This window comes from Schaalia hyovaginalis (assembly GCF_014208035.1).
Taxonomy (GTDB): Bacteria; Actinomycetota; Actinomycetes; order Actinomycetales; family Actinomycetaceae; genus Pauljensenia; species Pauljensenia hyovaginalis.
Genome location: NZ_JACHMK010000001.1, coordinates 1,215,095 through 1,235,258, shown reverse-complemented (window position 1 = coordinate 1,235,258; position 20,164 = coordinate 1,215,095). Strand labels below are relative to the sequence as shown.

Annotated in this window: 17 protein-coding genes, 1 tRNA gene and 1 pseudogene; 5 read left to right on the top strand and 14 right to left on the bottom strand. The window is 68.4% G+C overall.

The genetic code is table 11. The annotated features are described in order from the left end of the window. Positions 1-113: 113 nt before the first annotated feature. The 14 genes and pseudogenes from HD592_RS11905 to HD592_RS05275 form a co-directional block, all read right to left on the bottom strand. Positions 114-257 (bottom strand): hypothetical protein, encoded by a 144-nt coding sequence (locus HD592_RS11905; RefSeq protein ID WP_221437822.1) that lies wholly within the window; start codon positions 255-257, stop codon positions 114-116. 138 nt (positions 258-395) lie between these two features. Beyond that, on the bottom strand, positions 396-662 hold the full coding sequence (locus HD592_RS11900; protein WP_221437821.1) for a hypothetical protein: 267 nt from the start codon (positions 660-662) through the stop codon (positions 396-398). 21 nt (positions 663-683) lie between these two features. Next, a complete protein-coding gene (locus tag HD592_RS12350; RefSeq protein WP_221437820.1) occupies positions 684-1,217 on the bottom strand; it encodes a family 43 glycosylhydrolase in 534 nt (177 codons plus the stop codon). Positions 1,218-1,284: 67 nt separating this feature from the next. Beyond that, positions 1,285-1,737 (bottom strand): annotated as a pseudogene (locus HD592_RS12590) (family 43 glycosylhydrolase); the annotation flags it as partial. 199 nt (positions 1,738-1,936) lie between these two features. Then, a tRNA-Ala gene (locus tag HD592_RS05320) sits at positions 1,937-2,009 on the bottom strand. A gap of 140 nt (positions 2,010-2,149) precedes the next feature. Further along, on the bottom strand, positions 2,150-2,896 hold the full coding sequence (locus tag HD592_RS05315; RefSeq protein ID WP_184452401.1) for a histidine phosphatase family protein: 747 nt from the start codon (positions 2,894-2,896) through the stop codon (positions 2,150-2,152). Beyond that, positions 2,893-3,279 (bottom strand): ribosome silencing factor, encoded by a 387-nt coding sequence (gene rsfS / locus HD592_RS05310; protein WP_320657840.1) that lies wholly within the window; start codon positions 3,277-3,279, stop codon positions 2,893-2,895. The genes HD592_RS05315 and rsfS overlap by 4 nt, the downstream gene beginning before the upstream one ends. A 39-nt stretch (positions 3,280-3,318) precedes the next feature. Then, positions 3,319-3,900: a nicotinate-nucleotide adenylyltransferase gene (gene nadD, locus HD592_RS05305; protein ID WP_277298859.1), complete on the bottom strand. Its 582-nt coding sequence runs from the start codon at positions 3,898-3,900 to the stop codon at positions 3,319-3,321. Positions 3,901-3,986: 86 nt separating this feature from the next. Then, positions 3,987-5,267 (bottom strand): glutamate-5-semialdehyde dehydrogenase, encoded by a 1,281-nt coding sequence (locus tag HD592_RS05300; RefSeq protein WP_184452398.1) that lies wholly within the window; start codon positions 5,265-5,267, stop codon positions 3,987-3,989. Between the two features lie 191 nt (positions 5,268-5,458). Continuing rightward, on the bottom strand, positions 5,459-6,574 hold the full coding sequence (gene proB, locus HD592_RS05295; RefSeq protein ID WP_184452397.1) for a glutamate 5-kinase: 1,116 nt from the start codon (positions 6,572-6,574) through the stop codon (positions 5,459-5,461). After that, complete coding sequence (gene obgE / locus HD592_RS05290) at positions 6,571-8,106, bottom strand: GTPase ObgE (protein ID WP_184452396.1); 1,536 nt, start codon at positions 8,104-8,106, stop codon at positions 6,571-6,573. Before obgE ends, proB begins: the two co-directional genes overlap by 4 nt. Before the next feature lie 152 nt (positions 8,107-8,258). Beyond that, the gene (gene rpmA / locus HD592_RS05285) at positions 8,259-8,519 is read right to left on the bottom strand and encodes a 50S ribosomal protein L27 (protein WP_154478587.1); all 261 of its coding nucleotides are present in this window, start codon (positions 8,517-8,519) and stop codon (positions 8,259-8,261) included. Positions 8,520-8,552: 33 nt separating this feature from the next. Further along, entirely contained in the window at positions 8,553-8,873 is a 321-nt protein-coding gene (gene rplU, locus HD592_RS05280; protein ID WP_154478589.1) for a 50S ribosomal protein L21, read from the bottom strand. A 203-nt stretch (positions 8,874-9,076) separates the two neighbouring features. After that, the gene (locus tag HD592_RS05275) at positions 9,077-11,713 is read right to left on the bottom strand and encodes an Rne/Rng family ribonuclease (protein WP_184452395.1); all 2,637 of its coding nucleotides are present in this window, start codon (positions 11,711-11,713) and stop codon (positions 9,077-9,079) included. Between the two features lie 429 nt (positions 11,714-12,142). Between HD592_RS05275 and HD592_RS05270 the strand changes: the two genes are divergently transcribed. The 5 genes from HD592_RS05270 (at position 12,143) to HD592_RS05250 (ending at position 20,145) form a co-directional block, all read left to right on the top strand. Continuing rightward, on the top strand, positions 12,143-13,687 hold the full coding sequence (locus tag HD592_RS05270) for a cytochrome ubiquinol oxidase subunit I (RefSeq protein WP_154478591.1): 1,545 nt from the start codon (positions 12,143-12,145) through the stop codon (positions 13,685-13,687). A gap of 16 nt (positions 13,688-13,703) precedes the next feature. After that, entirely contained in the window at positions 13,704-14,822 is a 1,119-nt protein-coding gene (gene cydB, locus HD592_RS05265) for a cytochrome d ubiquinol oxidase subunit II (RefSeq protein ID WP_184452394.1), read from the top strand. Between the two features lie 132 nt (positions 14,823-14,954). Then, positions 14,955-16,763, top strand: a complete 1,809-nt coding sequence (cydD, locus tag HD592_RS05260; protein WP_221437819.1) for a thiol reductant ABC exporter subunit CydD — start codon at positions 14,955-14,957, stop codon at positions 16,761-16,763. Continuing rightward, positions 16,760-18,511: a thiol reductant ABC exporter subunit CydC gene (gene cydC / locus HD592_RS05255; protein ID WP_184452393.1), complete on the top strand. Its 1,752-nt coding sequence runs from the start codon at positions 16,760-16,762 to the stop codon at positions 18,509-18,511. The genes cydD and cydC overlap by 4 nt, the downstream gene beginning before the upstream one ends. Continuing rightward, on the top strand, positions 18,508-20,145 hold the full coding sequence (locus tag HD592_RS05250; RefSeq protein ID WP_154478599.1) for a sensor histidine kinase: 1,638 nt from the start codon (positions 18,508-18,510) through the stop codon (positions 20,143-20,145). The genes cydC and HD592_RS05250 overlap by 4 nt, the downstream gene beginning before the upstream one ends. The last annotated feature ends 19 nt before the right edge of the window (positions 20,146-20,164 follow it).

Genomic DNA, 20,164 nt, shown 5'->3' with positions numbered 1-20,164 from the left:
CCTGCCCGGCACCCAGATTAGTTGAATCCTTAACTACTTGCAAACGATGACGAGACACGGCCCCGGACCCCGCGCGGGGCCCGGGGCCGTTCAGCACATAGCCCGCCGCGCGCTCAGCGCTCGACGTCCCGCCCTCGGTAGTTGAAGCGCTCGACGTCGACCCTGCCAGATCGGGCGTAAGCCCCGATCACGCGCCCCGCGAAGGACTCCGTGAAGTCACTCGAGAGGAATGCGCCGTCGACCGCTCCGATCGTCACCCACTCCCCGCCCTCGCGGATCTGCGCGAAGAGGCGATCGCATGACGCGCCGATGACGGCCTTGCCCGCTTGCGGGGCTTCGGCACTGATGCGCAGCGCGACGGACGAGGCCTCGCAGATGAGGGCGCGGCTCCACGACTAGGTGAGACCGCGGATCGTCATGGTCGCAGTCGCAACCCCGCTCGCGACCTCGATCTCCAGACGCGCCCCCTCCTCGTAACGCAGGCAGATGCCGCCCACGCCCTCGGAGAGGTCGAGGGCGGCGGTGAAGACCACCTCCTCGGTGCGTACGCGCATGCCGAGGAAGCGCGAGTGCGCATCCTCCATGCCGACGCCGGCGCCTTCGATCCGGGCGAAGCCCGGCCTCGCCTCAAGATCGACGATCTCCCAGGGGAAGGCCCGCACGGAGATGAGCTCGCCGTCGAATCAGTGGAGCGAGGAGGGGGCCTCGCTCGGGAAGGTGATCGCAAGGTCCTCGGCCGGACGGCGCTCGGCGAGCCTCACCGGCTCAACATGCGGCCAGCCATCGACCCAGGTCACCGGAGTGAAGAAGGTCTCCCGACCGATCGGGGCGAAGGCCCGGGTCATCGAGCGCGGGCGCGTGCCGAGGAGGACCATCCCCCACGATCCGTCGCCGAGCTGGACCAAGTCGCCATGCCCGGAGTTCTGGACGGGACGATCCGTGCCCCTCGCCGTCACGAGAGGGTTGTGGGGAGCGCCCGTGAAGGGCCCGTCGGGGCGAGGACCGCGCGCGATCGACACGGAGTGCCCGCGCTCGGTCCCGCCCTCGGCGATCATGAGATACCAGTAATCGCCGATCCGGTAGAGGTGCGGCGCCTCGGGGAACATGCCGCCCGTGCCCGACCACAGGCGCTTCTGCTTCGTGAGCTCCTTGCCCGTCGCCGGATCGAACTCGACCTGGGTGATGCCCTGGTGGACCAGGAGTGTTCGTCTCCTCATCGAGGAGGAAGCCGGACATCGTGACGTAGCAGGCGCCCTCCTCGTCCCTGGCGATGTCGGGATCGATGCCGAGCACATCCATGACGACGCCGTCCGACCAGGAACCCGCCGGATCCTCGGCCGTGAAGAGGACGTTCCCGCGCCCCGTCCCCATCATGTCGGGGACGACGAGGTAGAAGAGGCCGTCATGATGGCGGATCGTCGGCGCCCAGATGCCTCCGCCGGTCGGCACGCCCTTCACGCCGGACTGGCCGTCGCGGACAATGACATGGGTGAGGAGTTCGAAGTTCTCCATGTCCCTCGAGTGGTAGATCGGGATGCCCGGGAGGTATTCGAAGGTCGAGCTCACGAGGTAGTAGTCCTCGCCAACGCGGCAGACGCTCGGGTCAGGGTGGAATCCGGAGATCAGGGGTTCATATCGGGCTCCTTCGTCGTCATCGTCGTCATTGCCGGACGGGCCGCGGTCACGCTCGGCATCATGGAGCCGATCCGACGAGCGGCGCGTCCGAGGCGAACACACTTATTAACCAGTCGGTAATTAAGTGGATGAAACGAGAGTAGGCAGACGGGAACGGGCTGTCAAGAGGTTCTCGCCGACGGGAATCCCGGCCCGCGAAAGGAGCACCAGAAGCGACGCGGCAAGCCGGATACGCGAATCGGACTCACGGCCGCGCCCGGAAACGAAGAACCGCGGACCCACCGGATCCGCGGTTCGCTTGTGGAGCTAAGGGGATTCGAACCCCTGACCTCTTCCATGCCATGGAAGCGCGCTACCAACTGCGCCATAGCCCCGTCTTCATTTATCGTCCCCGTTGCGGCGACCCGTTAAGCATAGCGGGCGCAATGCCGATTCGTAAAATCGAAGGTCTGTGCTGGTCACCACACATTCGATTCGGCGCGCCTCACCGCCCCGAGTCCGACGACACACCCGCTCACGCTCCGAGCACGTCCTCGCGATAGCCGACATTGTGCGAGGTCAAACGCCATGCCGGAGCCCCGGACGCGCCCGAGCCTCCCCCGCCCACACAGGCCAGCTCCGACCAATGGCAGTTGTCCAGGCCCCGCAGAGCATCGAAGCTCAGAGGATTCAAGCCCATGAAGGTGACAAGCCCGCGCGAGATCGCCGCGCCGTGCGACACGACGACGAGCGTCGACCCCTCGGGCGCAGACGCGGCCGCATCCAGCGCAGCATCCATGATCCTGCGCCCGACACGATCCGAGGCCTCCACCCCGGCGGCCTCGGACTCCCCCGTCGCACGCCATTGAGCGACCTCGCCCTCGTGTCGCGCGATCGCCTCATCCACCGTGAGGCCCTCGAAAAGGCCGTAGCAGCGTTCGATGAGTCGCTCATCGACCCTCGGCTCACCCGCCTTCACGCCCTCGGCGCAGAGCGCGGCGGCGAGGATCCGAGCAGTCTCATGCGCCCTCGATAACGGGGAGCAGATGATCCGCGCGACGCCCGAGGCGGCGGCACCGACATTCATCCCCACCTGCGCGCTCGGCGACGCGATGCGCCTGGCCAGCACCTCGCCCGCCCTGCGCGCCTGCTCGCGCCCGTGATCGTTCAGGGGATGATCGATGATCCCCTGAAAACGGCGCTGCACATTGAAATCCGTCTGCCCGTGCCGAACGAAGACGATCTTCGAGGCGCCGCGCACCCCCTCGAACGCGCCGCTCATGCGCCGACCCTCTCACGCGCCGGATCGCTCAGCGCGGGATCCTCCAAGGGCACGACCGCCCCGTCCGGCCAGAGGTTCTCCAAACGGTAGAAGTCGCGCTCCTCATCGAGAAGCACGTGGACGACGAGTTCCCCGTAATCGAGCAGGATCCAACGGTTGCCGGTGCGCCCCTCGATATGATCCGGTTCGACGCCGAGCTCATCGGCCACCCGGTCGAGGATCTCCTCCCCGATCGAACGCACCTGGCGCTCGGAGGACGCCGAGGCGATGAGGAAGGACTCCGCGATCGCGAGCCTGTCCGCCACATTCACGAGCACCGGGTTCTGCGCCAACTTGTCGAACGCCGCCTTCGCCGCGACATCCACCAGATCACTCGTCAACACCGGCACAGCGGCGCTTCCCCCTCCTCGGCCCGGGGCCGATCAGTCCACTTCCTTATACAGATCATACTTATTGATGTATTGAACGACCCCGTCGGGTACGAGATACCACACCGGCTTGCCCGCCTCGACGCGCGCACGGCAATCCGTCGAGGAGATCGCCATCGCGGGCACCTCGACCAGGGACACCGAGGCGCTCGGCAGGCCCGAGGCGTCGAGCGTGTGGCCCGGGCGGGTCACGCCGATGAAATGCGCCATCTCGAAAAGCCGATCCGAATCCTTCCACTGGACGATCTGCGCGAGCGCGTCCGCGCCCGTGATGAAGTAGAAGTCCGTGCCCTCCGGGTACTCCTCGCTCAGGTCCGTGAGCGTGTCGATCGTGTAGGTCGTGCCGCCCCTGTCGATGTCGACGCGCGACACCGTGAAGCGCGGATTCGAGGCCGTGGCCACGACCGTCATGAGGTAGCGGTGCTCCGCCGAGGTGACGCGCCGCCCCGCCTTGAAGGGCTGCATGGCCGTCGGCACGAAGATCACCTGATCCAGATGGAACGCCTCCATCACCTCGGAAGCGGCGACCAGGTGACCGTGGTGGATCGGATCGAAGGTGCCGCCCATGATGCCGATCGATCGACGAGGGCGGCCGGCGGAGAACTCCTTCGCAGCGGAAGTCGTGACGCCCTCATCCTGGGTGAGACCCCCCTTCGCCCCCGTCACGGGCGCACCGTCCCCTCGCCCTCGATGATCCACGTCGACGTGGTCAGTTCCGCCAGGCCCATCGGGCCGCGCGCGTGGAGCTTCTGCGTTGAGATCCCGATCTCCGCGCCCAGGCCGAGCTGGCCGCCATCGGTGAAACGCGTCGAGGCGTTGATCGCGATCGCCGCGGAGTCCAGCTCCGTCCTGAAACGATTCGCGGAGGCGAGCGAAGGCGTGCAGATCGCCTCGGTGTGCCCCGAGGAGTAGCTCCGGATGTGCTCGATCGCCTCGTCGATCGAATCGACGACCCTGACCGCCAGGTCCATCGACAGGTACTCCGCGGCCCAGTCCTCCTCGACTGCGGGCACGATCATGGCCTCATCGATCGAGGCGTCCCTTCGGGCGATCTCGAGACTGGTCTCGTCGAGGTGAAGGGTCACGCCCGCGGTCGCAAGACGCGTGAGGGCGCCGGGGAGGAAGCGCTCGGCCTCATCGCGGTGGACGAGCAGCGTCTCGGCCGCGTTGCACACGCCGACCCGCTGCGTCTTGGCGTTCATGATGATCCGCTCGGCGGCCTCGAGGTCGGCACCCGAATCGACGTACACGTGGCAGTTGCCCGTGCCGGTTTCGATCACGGGGACGATGGATTCTCGGACCACTGCGGAGATGAGCCCCGCCCCTCCCCTGGGGATGAGGACATCGATGCCGCCCCGGGCCCTCATCATCGCGGTCGCGCCGGGCCTGCCGAGGTCGTCCACGGTCTGCACGAGGTCCGCGGGGAGGCCCGCGGATGAGAGCGCATCCCGCATGACTGAGATGATCGCTCGGTTCGATCCCTCGGCCGCACTGCCGCCGCGCAGGATCACGGCGTTGCCCGACTTGAGGGCCAGGGCCGCCGCGTCGATCGTGACATTGGGCCGCGCCTCGTAGATCATGCCGATGACACCCATCGGGACGCGCACTTGAGTGATGCGCAGACCGAGCTCATTCGTCATGCCGCGCATGACCTCGCCGACCGGATCCGGCAGCGCCTTCACCTCGCGGACGGCGTCGGCGATCGCCGCGATCCGGTATCCGTCCAGCGCCAAGCGGTCGAGCAGTCCTTCCGGCATGCCCTTCTCCCGGCCTTTTTCGAGGTCCCGGGCGTTCGCGGCGAGGATCTCCTCGGTGCGTTCGACGATCGCCACGGCGATCGCTTCGAGTGCGGCGTTCTTCACCGCGGTCTTCGCAGTGGCGAGGGCGCGAGCGGCCCGGCGCGCGGCGTCGGTGCGCCCGGAGATATCAGGAGTATCGTCCATTCGGCCATCATGGCACACGAGGGCGGGCGCCGTGCGAGCGAGCCCGTTCCCCGGTGCGGCGCGCTGCCGGAGGATCGTCCGGCCACTCGTCGCTCCCATTCGCTTTCAGCGGCCACGGGGAGATCCCCTCGACGAGCGAAGGTGATGCTTTCGACGGCTGAAGGTGATGACTTCGGCGGGAGGGAGGGCGCTCAGAGGAGCGGGGCGAGATCGTCGCGATGCACGACCGGCTTGGGATGATCCCAACCGGCCAAGCGCAGATCCTCGGCCGTTGAGCCCGCCATCTCGGCGATCGTGTCCGAATCGTAGGAGACGATGCCCCGGGCGAGCAGCCCCGCCGGCCCCGCGATCTCCACGACGTCGCCGGACTCGAAGTGCCCGAGCACGCGCGCGACGCCCGCGGCGAGCAGGGACTTCTTCCCCCGCGTGATCGCAAGGGCCGCGCCCTCGTCGACGACGATCTCGCCTCGGGAGGGGGCCGCGTGCGCGATCCACAGGCGCCTCGACGCCGGACGCACAGCGGAGGGCGCGAACCACGTGCCGACCTTCTCACCCGCGAGAACCTGCGCGAGACGATCGGCAGAGGTGAGCACCACCCCGATGCCCGATGAGGCCGCCATCGTCGCGGCCTGCACCTTCGTCACCATGCCGCCCGAACCGATCTTCGAACCCGCCCCCGTGACGAGCACCGCGTGCAGCTCATCCGTCGAACGGACCTCGTCGATGAGACGGGCCCCGGGATGGCTCGGAGGCGCCGAATACAGGCCGTCGACATCCGTGAGCAGGACCAGCGCGTCCGCGACCACCATCTGTGCGACGTAGGAGGCGAGACGATCGTTGTCGCCGAAGCGGAGCTCACGGGTCGTCACCGCGTCGTTCTCATTGATGATCGGGACGACCCCCAGGCCGAGCAGCTTGTCCAAACAGGCCCGCACGTTCGTGTAATGATCCCGGCGCATCACGTCCTCGGTCGTCAGGAGCAGCTGCGCGACATCGAGATGGTGCGCCTGGAAGGCCGAAGTCCAACGGGCCACGAGCAGCCCCTGCCCCATCGCGGCCGCCGCCTGAACGCTCGCCAAATCGCGCGGCCGGCCGGCGAATCCGAGGGGATCGAGCCCCGCGGCCACCGCGCCCGAGGAGACGATGACCGTCTGCCTCCCCTCGGTCCGCCACTTCGCGACCAGCCGCGCCACAGAATCGATCCGGTTGAGATCGAGGCCCCCGTCGTCCCTGGTCAGCGACGAGGAGCCGATCTTGATGACGATCCTGCCCGCCCGGTCGAGGCGGGGATGTTCCGAATCGCTCACTTCCCGCTCCTCGGCGCGTCATCGGGGTCCGTCCACACGCCCTGGCGGCGTTCGGTCCACAGCTCCTCACGGGCCGCGGCCTTCGCATCCATGACCTGGTGGTATACCTCGCGCTTCTCCTTGCGGGTCGGACGGCTCGACTGGTCGAGGCGCAGGTCCGTCCCGCGCTGGCCCAGGAGCTCCGGGCCGGTCGTGAGCGTCGGCTCGAAGTCGAAGACGATGCCGCCGTCGAGGTCGCCGATGACGACCGTGTCTCCCGCGACGGCGCCCGCCTTGATGAGGGCGTCCTCGACTCCGGCGGCGGCGAGACGGTCGGCCAGGTAGCCGATGGCCTCGTCGTTCGTGAAGTCGGTCTGCAGCACCCAGCGCTCCGGCTTGTGACCGCGGACCTGGAAGACCTCCTCGCCGTCCTTGCGGGTCTGACGGACCGTGATCTCATCGCGAGAACCCACGGCCTTCGGGCGGATGACCGGCCGCGCCGCCTCGCGCTCGGGAAGGCTCGCGCGATGCTCGAGGACGAGGCGCGCGAGCGTGAAGGAGAGCTCCTTCAGGCCCTCGTGCGTCACGGCCGACACCTCATGGATCGGCCAGCCGAACTCCTCCAGCTCCGGGCGCGTGATCTCGGCGAGGTCGCGCCCGTCGGGCACGTCGACCTTGTTGAGGACGATGACGCGGGGGCGGTCCATGAGGGGCACGTAACCCTCGATCTCACCCAGGTCCCCCTGATAGGCGGCGAGCTCCGCCTCGATGGTCTTCAAGTCCGCGACGGGCTCGCGCTCCGACTCGTACGCCGCGGTGTCGAGGACGTGGACGACGACGCCGCAGCGCTCGATATGGCGCAGGAAGTCCAGGCCCAGGCCCTTGCCCGCGGATGCCCCCGGGATCAATCCGGGGACGTCGGCCATCGTGTAGCGGGTCTGCCCCGCCTGAACGACCCCGAGGTTGGGGATGAGGGTCGTGAAGGGGTAGTCGGCGATCTTCGGACGCGCAGCGGACATCGCCGCGATGATCGAGGACTTGCCCGCCGAGGGGAAGCCCACCAGCGCGACATCCGCGACCGACTTCAGCTCGAGGACGACATCGCGCTCCTCACCGGGCTCGCCGAGCAGCGCGAAACCGGGGGCCTTGCGCGCCTTGGAGGCGAGCGCCGCATTGCCCAGTCCGCCCTTGCCCCCCTCGGCGACGACGAAGCGCGCGCCCTCGCCCGTCAGATCCGCCAGGAGCTCGCCCGAGGTCGATTTCACGACGGTGCCATCGGGAACCGGCAGGACGATGTCCCGGCCGTTCTTCCCCTGACGGAAGTCGCCCATGCCGGGCGTGCCCGACTGGGCGCGCTGGTGAGGCGAACGATGGTAGGTGAGCAGCGTCGTCGTCTGAGGGTCGACCTCGAGGATCACCGAACCGCCGTTGCCGCCGTCACCGCCGTCAGGACCGGCGAGCGGCTTGAACTTCTCGCGCTTGATGGAGGCAACGCCGTTCCCGCCGTTGCCGCCGGAGGCGTGAATCGTCACGCGATCGACGAAGTCTGCCATGTCGTCTCCTGAATGCTCGAAAAGGGGGTGTTCGGTGCCGAGGCGATGCGGCCTGCGCGCCGCCGAGCTGTGCGCTTGCGAGGCCGCGCGTCCTCATCATGTGGAAAAGGGCGTCCGGCACAGTGCCGGACGCCCTCCACGAGCGGTCGGTCTCAGGCAGAGACCGGCTCGACGACGTTGACGACCTTGCGATCGCGCCTGACGCCGAACTCGACCGCGCCCGCGCGAAGCGCGAACAGGGTGTCGTCCTTGCCGCGGCCGACGCCGTCGCCCGGGTGGAAGTGGGTGCCGCGCTGGCGGACGAGGATCTCGCCGGCGTTGACGAGCTGGCCGCCGTAGCGCTTCACTCCGAGGCGCTGAGCGTTCGAGTCGCGGCCGTTGCGGGAGGAGCCGAGGCCCTTCTTATGTGCCATCAGAAACTACTTTCTGCTCGAATGATTCTCAGGTCAGGCGATCTCGGTGATCTTGACGACCGACATCTTCTGACGGTGGCCCTGGCGCTTGCGGTAGCCCGACTTGTTCTTGTACTTGATGATCGAGATCTTCGGCCCCTTGGCGGAGTCGACGACCTCGGCCTTAACGGTGACCTTGTCCAGCTTGGCAGCGTCAACGGTGATGGCATCGCCATCGACCAGCATCAGAGGCTGAAGTTCGATGCTGGAGCCGATTTCCTCGGCAAGCTTGTCGACGACGACGACGTCGCCGACGGACACCTTTTCCTGCCGGCCGCCAGCCTTGACGATCGCGTAGACCACGTTGGAGCTCATCTCTTCTCGAAAACGGACCGGGAACCGGACCGCCGCAACTCTTGGGCGGGGAATCGGACTCCCGCTGGCGCTCGGTGCGCCGACGATCAAACTTAGCCGATTTCGGCGCGTCCGGGCAACCCGGAGGAGCGCGGATCGCACCCATTCGACTGTGCGATTCCACACCCCGCGAGTTCCGGACACGCCGAGGGGAAAGGCGCCGATCAGCCCGCGTCGATGATTCCGGTCGACGCCACCCTGCGACGGCGCTTCGGCGCCGACTTCACCGGGGCGTGGGCCTCGGGCAGATCGATCTCCGAAGTCGAACGAAGCGGAGCGCTCTCGACCCGCACGGTCTTCTTCGGGAGCTCGATCTCGACGGCGGGCGCCGCCTTCGGCTCCATCGACTCGCTCGTCACCGCACGGCGACGGCGCTTCTTCGCCGGCGCCGCAGTCGACTCGGCCGGATCGCCTCCCTCGGAGGCGGCCGTCTCACCCCCGGCCGAAGCACCCTTCGCCCCTCGAGGCGCCTTCTCGGTCGGCGCACCGGGCTCGGGGGCCTCGATCGCCGCCCTCGCAGTGGCGGCCTCCAGAGCGGCCACGGCTTCCTTCGCACCGGGATCGACGACACCGGTCGCGACCGCGCGGCGCCTGCGCCTCGGGCGGGCCTCACGGGGCTGGGCAGCCGGTTCTTCGCGACGAGGACCCTCCTGAGCCTCCTCGACGACCGCGGCCGCAGCCTCCGGATTCTCCGTCCGGGTCTTCTCCTTCTTGTCGCGAGCCCGGGGGCCCCTGCCCTCCGGAGCCTCCGACGGCCGCTCCTGATCGGCTTTCGAAGCCTGAGGCTCGGATTCGAGTGGTGCCGCATCCTCAGATGCATGCTCCTCGGATTTCCGGGTCGCCGCCGCGATGGCCGAGAGGGCCTGCTTCGCCTTCTCATGCTCGACGTCGTCGTCAAGACGACGCGCCTCGGCCTGCTTCTTCCGCTTCGCCTGCTTGGAGGCGCCGCCGGTGTGATCATGGGCGCCCGAGGACTCCACGGGGTGATCGTGGACGATGAAGCCGCGCCCCTCGCAGGCTTCGCAGGTCGTCGAGAACGCCTCGACCAGCCCTTCGCCGACGCGCTTGCGGGTCATCTGGACCAGGCCGAGCGACGTGATCTCGGTGACCTGGTGGCGCGTCCGGTCCCGTCCGAGGCACTCGACGAGCCTGCGCAGCACCAGATCGCGGTTCGATTCGAGGACCATGTCGACGAAGTCGACGATGATGATGCCTCCGATGTCGCGAAGGCGCAGCTGACGGACGATCTCCTCGGCGGCCTCGAGATTGTTCTTCGTCACCGTCTCCTCGAGGGTGCCGCCCGCGCCGATGTACTTGCCCGTATTGACGTCGATGACGGTCATCGCCTCAGTGCGGTCGATGATGAGCGTGCCGCCGCTGGGCAGCCAGACCTTGCGGTCCATGCCCTTCGCGAGCTGCTCATCGATCCGATGCGCGTGGAAGGCGTCCTCCGTTCCCACCCACTGCTCGACGCGATCGGACAGCTCGGGCGAGAGCTCGTCGACGTACTCCTTCACCGTGCCGAAGGTCTCGCGCCCCTCGACGATGAGCTTGGAGAAGTCCTCGTTGAAGATGTCGCGGACCACGCGCACGGCGAGCTCCGGCTCGCCCCGCAGCAGGACCGGCGCCGACTTCGTCTGCGTCTGCTTCGCCTCGATGTCCGCCCACTGCTTCGTCAGGCGCGCGACATCATCACGGATCTGCTCTTCGCTGGCCCCCTCGGCGGCGGTGCGCACGATGACGCCGGAGCCCGCGGGAACGACGGCCTTGAGGATCTTCTTCAGGCGCGTGCGCTCACGGTCGGGGAGCTTGCGCGAAATCCCCATCATCGACCCGTTCGGGATGAGGACGAGGTAGCGGCCGGCCAAGGTGATCTGACTGGTCAGGCGCGCGCCCTTGTGCCCGATCGGGTCCTTCGTCACCTGGACGAGGACGGGATCGCCGGACTTGAGCGCGGCCTCGATCCGGCGCGGCTTGCCCTCGAGGCCCACCGCGTCCCAGTTCACCTCGCCCGCGTACAGGACCGCATTGCGCCCTCGTCCGATGTCGACGAAGGCGGCCTCCATCGACGGCAGGACGTTCTGGACGCGGCCGAGGTAGATGTTGCCCACCATCGACTTCTGGGTGCGACGCGCAACGTAGTGCTCGACGAGCAGGCCGTCCTCGAGGATCGCGATCTGGTCGAGACCGTCCTGATCCCGGATGACCATCTCGCGCTTGACCGACTCGCGGCGGGCGAGGAACTCCGATTCGGTGATGCCGTGGCGGCGCCGGCCCTCGCGGCGGCCCTCCTTGCGGCGCTGCTTCTTGGCCTCCAGGCGCGTCGACCCCTTCAGGGCCGTCACCTGGTCGGCCGGATCGCCCTCTTCCTCGGCGAGCGAGGGGCGGGTCCGGCGCCGACGACGACGCCTGGTCGAGGCGCCTTCTTCGGCTTCGACCTCGCCGCGCTCGCCCTGATCAGCCTCGGCCGCGCCTAAGGCATCGGAATCGACGCTCGATTCATCGGCCGAATCCTGAGCCTGCGCCTCCTCCTTGACCTCGGCGCTCTTGCGCGTGCGGCGCTTGCGCTTCGGGGCCTCCGCCTCGGGCGCCTCCTGCGCAAGAGGCTCGGGCGACTCGAGCGCGCTCTCCTTCGCCTTGCGACGCGAACGCTTGGGTTTGGGCGATTCCTCTTCGACTGCGGGCTCCGGCTCCGGGGCGGGCGGGGCCGCCTGGAAAACGGGGGCCTGGAACGCCGGCGCCTGGAAGAGCAGCGAAGCCGCGGGGGTCTCAGGGGCCGACTGGTTGGTCTCGGTGGTCACGATTCTCCAATTATCCGGTCGCGGTCCCGCACCGGGCCGCGCCCTCGTACTCGCCCGCGAGGGGCGGAAATCCTTACGGTCCGCTCGCAGTTGCGGAGCCGATGTCGGCGCCAAGGCGTCCTCGACATCGCACTCGCCGCGAGGGTGCGCTCACGGCGTCCGATGCCCCCATTGTCGCACATGGTTGATGCCGGACCCGGGCGGCGCCGGTCACAGGTTCGCATTCTGAAACGGAGGGGACGAAGGTCCGAGGGCCCCGATTTCATGGCGGAATGAATGACTGTGTCATAAAACGCCGAAAATCGCGGCTCGCACCCCAAAAGCGCGAACAAGCTCGCTAATCTGAAGCATGAGCATATGACGATGGTCCTAGGACCAACGTCAGAAAGCGATCAACCATCAACCACTTCTGAGGGAAGGCGAGCACTCATGACCCTCGCGCAAGCAGCGCTCGACTCTGTCATGATCGGACGATGGCAGTTCGGCATCACGACCGTCTACCACTTCATCCTCGTCCCGTTGACCATCGGCCTCTCGCTGCTGGTCGCCATCATGCAGACCGCATGGCACAAGACCGGCCAGGAGCACTGGCTCCAGGCCACCCGCTTCTTCGGCAAACTCCTCCTCATCAACTTCGCCCTCGGCATCGCCACCGGCATCGTGCAGGAATTCCAGTTCGGCATGAACTGGTCCGAGTACTCGCGCTTCGTCGGCGACATCTTCGGCGCCCCCCTGGCCGTCGAAGCCCTCCTCGCGTTCTTCCTCGAATCCACCTTCCTCGGACTGTGGATCTTCGGCTGGGGACGCCTCTCCAAGGGCATGCACCTCGCGACCATCTGGCTCACCGCCATCGGCACCGCGATCTCCGCCCTCTGGATCCTCGGGGCCAACTCCTGGATGCAGCACCCCGTCGGCGCGACCTTCAACCCCGAAACGGGCCGGGCCGAACTCGACGGGGTCGGCGGCTTCCTCGCAGTCGTCACCAACCCGGTCCTCGCCTGGGAGTACACGCACGTCATCACCTCCTCGTGGCTCGTCGCCGGCACCTTCGTCGCCGGCATCGCCCTGTGGTGGATGGTCCGCGCGCAGCGCTCCGGCACCGACGAGGGCGCCGAGCAGGCGAAGCGGGTCTGGCGCCCGATCGCCCGATTCGGCCTCGTCGTCGTCCTCATCGGCGGAATCGGCACGGCGACCACCGGCCACTTCCAGGGTCAGGAGCTCGTCGAGCTCCAGCCCATGAAGATGGCGGCCGCCGAGGGCGTCTGCGTCGACACCGAAGGCGCGGCCTTCACCGTCGCCCAATTCGGCTCCTGCCCCCTCGGAGACGACGGCGCGCAGCCCACGAAGTTCATCGAAGTTCCCGGAGTCGCGGCATTCATGTCGCACAACTCCTTCACCGCCGAGGTTCAGGGCGTCGCCGACATCCAGAAGCGCATGGTCGATCTCCTCAACTCCAACGCCGACTTCACGGCCAAGTACGGCGATGCCGCCCAGTACGACTTCCGGCCCCCGCAGATGGTGACCTTCTGGTCCTTCCGATTCATGATCGGACTCGGCATGGTCGCCTTCCTCCTCGCCGCATGGGGCCTGTGGGCGACCCGCAAGGGAGCGGTCTCCGACTCGAAGGCGCTCGGCGTCTTCGCGCTCATCAACCTCCCCCTCCCCTTCATCGCCGCCACCTTCGGCTGGATCTTCACCGAAATCGGCCGTCAGCCGTGGGTGGTCGTCCCGAACCTCCAGGGCCTCGAATCGGGCGATCCCGTCGGCTCGGTGCTCCTCATGACCGATGCGGGCATCTCGACCACCGTGCCGGCGGCGCAAGTCCTCGTCACGCTCATCGGTTTCACCGTCCTCTACGCCGTCCTCGGCGTCATCTGGTTCCTCCTCCTCAAGCGCTACGCGCAAGAGGGAATCCACTCCGCGTCGGCCAAGAAGGACTCCGGCGATGCCGGCGCCCTCGCCTTCGGCTACTGAGAACTAGGAGACTCCCATGACACTGTCGATCCTCTGGTTCGTTCTCATCGCCGTCCTGTGGACGGCCTACCTCGTCACCGAGGGCTTCGACTTCGGCGTCGGCGCCCTGCTCAAGATCGTCGCGAAGAACGACGAAGAGCGCACTCAGACCGTGCGCACCATCGGCCCGCACTGGGACGGCAACGAGGTCTGGCTCCTCACCGCCGGCGGCGCGACCTTCGCCGCCTTCCCCGAGTGGTACGCCACGATGTTCTCGGGCATGTACCTCGCCCTCTTCCTCATCCTCTTCGCGCTCATCATCCGCATCTCCGCATTCGAATGGCGCTCGAAGATCGCGACTGAGAAGTGGCGCAACACCTGGGACGTCCTCCACTCGGTCTGCGCCTGGCTCGTCCCGATCCTCCTCGGCGTCGCATTCGCGAACTTCATCCAGGGCATGAAGATCGAGGTCGTCGACGCGGCGGGACAGGTCATCGCCCCCGACATGGCGGAGGGCTCCCTCGCCGTCGCCGCCCACCAGCTCACCGGCGGTTTCTTCTCCCTCCTCACGCCGTACACGATCCTCGGAGGCCTCACGGTCCTCGCGGTCTGCCTCGCGCACGGCGCGCAGTTCCTCGCGCTCAAGACCGAAGGCGACGTCCGTGAGCGCGCAAACGGCCTCGCCGCCCCGCTCACGGTCCTCGCGACGGTCCTCGCAGCGGCCTTCCTCCTGTGGGGCCAGTTCGCCTACACGACGAACGTCCTCGCATGGATCCCGCTCCTGGTCGCGGCCCTCGCGATCATCGCCTCGGCCGCCTTCTCCCAGAAGGCTCTGCGACGCGAAGGCCTCTCCTTCGTGTTCTCGATCGTCGCGATCGCCGGTACGGTCTCCTGGATCTTCTCGGCGATGGCCCCGAACGTCATGAAGTCGTCGATCGACCCGGCCTACTCGCTCACCATCGCGCAGGCCTCGTCGTCCCAGCCGACCCTCACCGTCATGACGGTCGTCGCGCTCTGCTTCGTCCCGATCGTCCTGGCCTACACGGCGTGGTCGTACTGGGTCTTCCGCAAGCGCGTCTCCGTGAACGACGTCGACCACAACACGGGCCTCCTGCCCAAGCAGATCCGCCTCGGCGAGAACTTCCTCGCTGGCTGATCCTCCGGAACAGGGAACGGGTGGCCCGGTGCGCACGCACCGGGCCACCCGCCGTTGCGGGCGCTCGAGCCGCGAGCACGGGACGAGGAATCGATGAAGGAGCAGGCCCATGCGGGACTTAAGGCACAGGCGATGAGGCACAATAGACGGGTGCGCCCCTTCGACCCACGACTCCTCTCCTACGCCCGTTCAGCCAGAGGAGCGATTCTCGCGACCGCCGCCCTGGGCACCCTCATCGCCCTCGCCATCATCGCGCAAGCCCTCCTCATCTCCTCATCCCTTTCACCGGTGATCGAAGGCGGGCGCTCCCTGAGCGATGTCCTTCCCCTCATCGGCGTCCTCGCCCTCGTCGTCCTGGCCCGGGGCCTGCTCACCGCCGCCCGCGAATCCGTCGCGCAGCGCGGCGCCGACCACGCGATCCGCGACCTGCGCGAAGAAGTCCTCGCCGCCTCGGAGGAACTCGGCCCCCGCTGGCGCGCACTCCACGGCGCGCAAACCGCCACCCTGCTCACACGCGGCCTCGACGATCTCGGCCCCTACTTCGTCAAGTTCCTCCCCCAGCTCGTCCTCACCTGCACGGCGACGCCGCTCGCCCTCGCGGTGATGCTCTACCTCGATCCCTGGTCGGGACTCATCGCAGCCCTCGTCGTCCCGCTGATCCCGATCTTCATGATCCTCATCGGCCGATTCACCCAGGAGTCGTCCACCGCGAAGCTCCAGGCGATGGAGCAGCTCGGCGCGCAGCTCCTCGACCTCATGGCGGGCCTGCCCACCCTGCGCGGCCTCGGCCGTCAGGACGGTCCCCGCACCCACCTGGAGAAGCTCGGCAAGGAGAACACGCGGACCACGATGGCGACTCTGCGCGTGGCGTTCCTCTCCGGCGCCGTCCTCGAATTCCTCGCCACGATCTCGGTCGCCCTCGTCGCCGTCGAAGTCGGCATGCGCCTCGTCTACGGCAACATCTCCCTGGCGGCCGGACTGGCCGTCATCATGCTCGCCCCCGAGGTCTTCGAGCCCCTGCGCCAAGTCGGCGCCCAGTTCCACGCCTCCGCCAACGGGGTCGCCGCAGCCGATGCCGCATTCACGATCATCGAGCTCCCCCGGCCCGACTCCCCCCGCGCCAAGCACGCGAAGGGCCTCAAGGCCCCCGACCCGTCGACGACCACTATCAGGATCGACGGCCTGAGCGTCGCCGCGCGCGGGACCTGGGCTCCGGCCTGCCTCGACGCATCGATCGAACCGGGAACGATCACCGTCCTCGTCGGGCGCTCCGGAGCGGGGAAGACCACGACGGTCCTCACGATCCTCGGTCTGCTCGCCCCCACCCGCGGACGGATCCTCCTGACGCCCGTCGGCGGCGCCCCCGTCGATCTGTCCGAAGTCGACCTCGTCGACTGGTGGTCCCGCATCTCATGGGTGCCGCAGAGCCCCACGATCATTCCCGGCACCATCCTGGAGAACTTCTCACGCCCCGCCCTCGACGAGGAGCTCCGGGCGGCCGCCCGGCAGACCGGCTTCGACCAGGTCGTCGCCTCCCTCGAACTGGGATGGGACGCGCGCATCGGCGTCGGAGGAACAGGCCTGTCGGTCGGACAGCGCCAGCGGCTCGCCCTCACGCGCGCCCTCGTCGACGACAGCCCCCTCGTCGTCCTCGACGAACCCACCGCCCACCTCGACGCCGTCAGCCAGGACGACATCGCCCGCGCCCTCGATGCGCTCAAATCGCAGGGCAAGACGGTCCTCATCATCGCCCACCGATCGGCCCTCATCGCACTCGCGGACCGCACGATCACGATCGAATCGCGTCACGCCACCGCCGAGGACCTCCTCGAGTACCCGATTCTCGGCGAGATCCCCGCCGGCCCGCACTCCTTCGACGTCGACCTGCCCGGGCTGCTCGACGACTCCATGCTCCTCGACGACGCCGGGAGGAACGAATGAAGATCCTCACCGATCCGGAACGCGCAGCACTCCGCCGCATCATCCCCCTGCTCGAGGTCGACAAGAAGGGCTTCGCCCTCTCCGTGCTCCTCGGATCGGGCGCCCTCGGCGCCGCGATCGCCCTGTCGGCGACCGCCGCATGGCTCATCGCCCGGGCCTCCGAGCACCCGCCGGTCCTCTTCCTCACCGTCGCCGCCGTGTCCGTCCGGCTCTTCGGGGTGTCGAGGGCGGTGCTGCGCTACTGCCAGCGACTCGCGAGCCACAGGGTCGCCCTCGAAGGAATGGACTCGCTCCGGCAGAACCTCTACCGGATCCTCTCGATGCAGCGGATCGACACCCTCACCTCGATCAAGCGCGGCGATCTGCTCGCACGCACCGGCCGCGACGTTGACGACGTCGGCGACCTCGTCGTCAAGACCTTCCTCCCCGTGATCGTCGCCGCCGTCGTGGCGCTCGGGACCGTCATCGGCATCGGGCTCGTCTCCCCCGCGAGCGGACTCGTCCTCGCCCTCAGCCTCTTGATCTCGGGAGCGCTCGCCCCCCTGCTCTCCTCCCGCGCCGCGAGGATCGCCCAGATCGACACGACCGAGGCGCGCACGCAGCTCGCGGCTCACACCCTCGCCCTGCTCGAAGGCGCCTCGGAACTGCAAGTCGCAGGGCGCATCGATGAAGTGCGCTCCGCGATCGCGGACAGCGAATCCCGTCTCGTCGACGCCTCGAACCGGGCGGCACGACTCGCAGCGCTCGCCGCCGGGATCGACCGCGCCGCGATGGGCGTCGCCGTCGTCGCGGCCCTCCTCATCGGCATCCCCTCGACAAGCGGCGGGCTCGTCGCGCCCGTCATGCTGGCGGTGCTCGTCCTCACGCCCCTCGCCTCCTTCGAAGGCACCGCGGAACTCGCACCCGCGATGGTTCAACTCGTGCGCTCGGCCAACGCGGCCGCCCGCATCGACGAGCTCCTCGCCCACGACGCCCCCGTCGGTACTCACCCGGTCCCGGCTTCCACCGCGCCGACGCTGTCGGCCCGCGGGCTCGCCATCGGATGGCCCGAGGGCCCGGTCCTCGCCGAGGGGATCGACCTCGACCTCGAGCCCGGGCGCTCTCTCGCCCTCGTCGGCCCCTCCGGAATCGGCAAGACGACCCTCGCGTTCACTCTCGCGGGCCTCATCCCCGCCAAGGCGGGCGCGGTCACGATCGGGGGCACCGATGTCTGGGCGGCCGAGCGGACGGACCTCTCCCGCCTCCTCACCGTCACCGCAGAGGACGCCCACGTCTTCGCCTCGACGGTCCTGGAGAACCTGCGGGTCGCGAACGGCGCCCTCAGCGAGGATGAAGCCGAGGCGCTGCTGCGCCGAGCCGGCCTGGAGCAGTGGATCGATGCGCTGCCCGCAGGCGTGCACACGCCGATCGGATCGCAGGGCACGACGGTGTCCGGCGGCGAACGCCGGCGCCTCCTCATCGCACGCGCCCTCGCCTCCCCCGCTCCTCTCCTCATCCTCGACGAGGCGGGCGAACACCTCGACGCCTCGACCGCCGACGCCCTCATCGCCGATGTCCTCTCCGACGCCGAGCGCGGCATCCTCCTCATCTCGCACCGGCTCTCGGCCCTCGAGAACGCCGATGAGATCATCGTGCTCGGCCCCGGGCCCGACGGGCCCGCGCGTATCCTCGACCGAGGGGCTCACGCCGAGCTCGCCGAACGATCCGCGCCCTACCGATGGGCCCTCGCCCAGGAGGACGAGCAATGACAGCCCGCACCGACCACGCCCTCCTCGAAGCCGCGCTCGACCTGACGAGCACGCTCGACCTCAAGTCCGCCCTGCGCAGCTTCGTCGATCAGGCCTGCCGTCTCACCCGCGCCGCCTACGGGGCGTTGAGAGTCCTCGACACATGGGGGGCGACGACCCTCCTCATCGAGCACAGTGAAGGCCCTGCCGGTCCCACGGTGCCCGCTGAGATCATCGCCATGATCCCCGCGAAGGGGCACCTGCGGCTCGACCGCGGTGCAGCAGTCGAGGACAGCGGGCTCATCGCCGACGACGACTTCATCGGCGTCTCCGTCCTCGTCCACGAACAGGTCTACGGCCGCCTCTACCTGACGGGCAAGCCCGGCGGCTTCACCGACTCCGATGTCGACGTCCTCACCGCCCTCGCCCCCGCCGCCGGCGTCGCCGTCGAGAACGCCCACCTCTATGCGGATGCGCGCCGCACGGAGCGCTGGATCTCCGCTTCGCAATCCCTCACGACCACGATGCTCGAGGGTGCGGACGAGGAGGAGGCCCTCGAACTCATCGCCCGCACCGTCCGCGAGGTCTCGCGCGCCGACACCGCCATCATCGTCCTGCCCTCCGTCGGGGACTCCTGGGCGGCGGAGATCATCGACGGCTACCTGGCCGATACGCTCCTCGGCATCGTCTTCCCTCCCGAGGGGCGCGCCATGTCGGTCCTCCACGAGGGCACCGGCATGATCGTCGACTCGATGGCCCGCGCCCAGACGATGCGCGTCCCCCAGCTCTCCGCATTCGGTCCCGCCCTCTACGCGCCGCTCCTGTCCCGGGGGAACACCGCGGGCGTCCTCATCCTCCTCCGGCGCATCGGGCAACCGGAATTCAACGGCTCCGAACTCTCCCTGGCCGAATCCCTCGCCTCCCAGGCGGCCCTCGCGCTCGAACTCGCCTCCGCGCGCCACGCCGAGGATCTCGCCACTCTGCTCGACGAACGCGACCGCATCGGCCGAGACCTGCACGACTTCGCGATCCAGCAGCTCTTCGCCACGGGAATGCAGCTCGATGCCGCCAAGCAGGAAGCCTCCCGGGGCGATCTCAATCCCGAGACCCTCAACCGGACGATCGACCGAGCGCTCGCCTCCATCGACGAGGCCGTCCGGCAGATCCGCCAGATCGTGCACAATCTGCGCGAGCCGGATCAAGCGGTGGCGCTCGTCGAGCGCATCCGAAGAGAGGCCTCCCTCACCCGCTCCCTCCTGGGCTTCGCGCCCTCGCTCCTCATCACCCTCGACGGCTCCCCCATCAATGAGGCGGAGGATTCGGAGGGGTCGAAGATCGAGCAGATCGACGCGAGGATCGACCTCGACCTGGGCGATGACATCGTCGCCGTCGTGCGCGAGGGCCTGTCGAACATCGCACGCCACGCGCACGCCACCGCGGCCGCCGTCACCGTCGATGTCCTCGGAATCGGCGAGGCCGGATCGATCACCATCACGATCGCAGACGACGGTCGGGGAATCGACCCGGACCGGACCCGGAACTCCGGTCTGGCGAATATGAAGGAGCGGGCGCGCAGGCATGGAGGGGATTTCTCCCTCGCTTCGGGGATCGGCGGACTGGGCGCGCAGATCTCATGGAGCGCTCCCCTGGGGTGAGCCGAGGGGCGGGGCATCC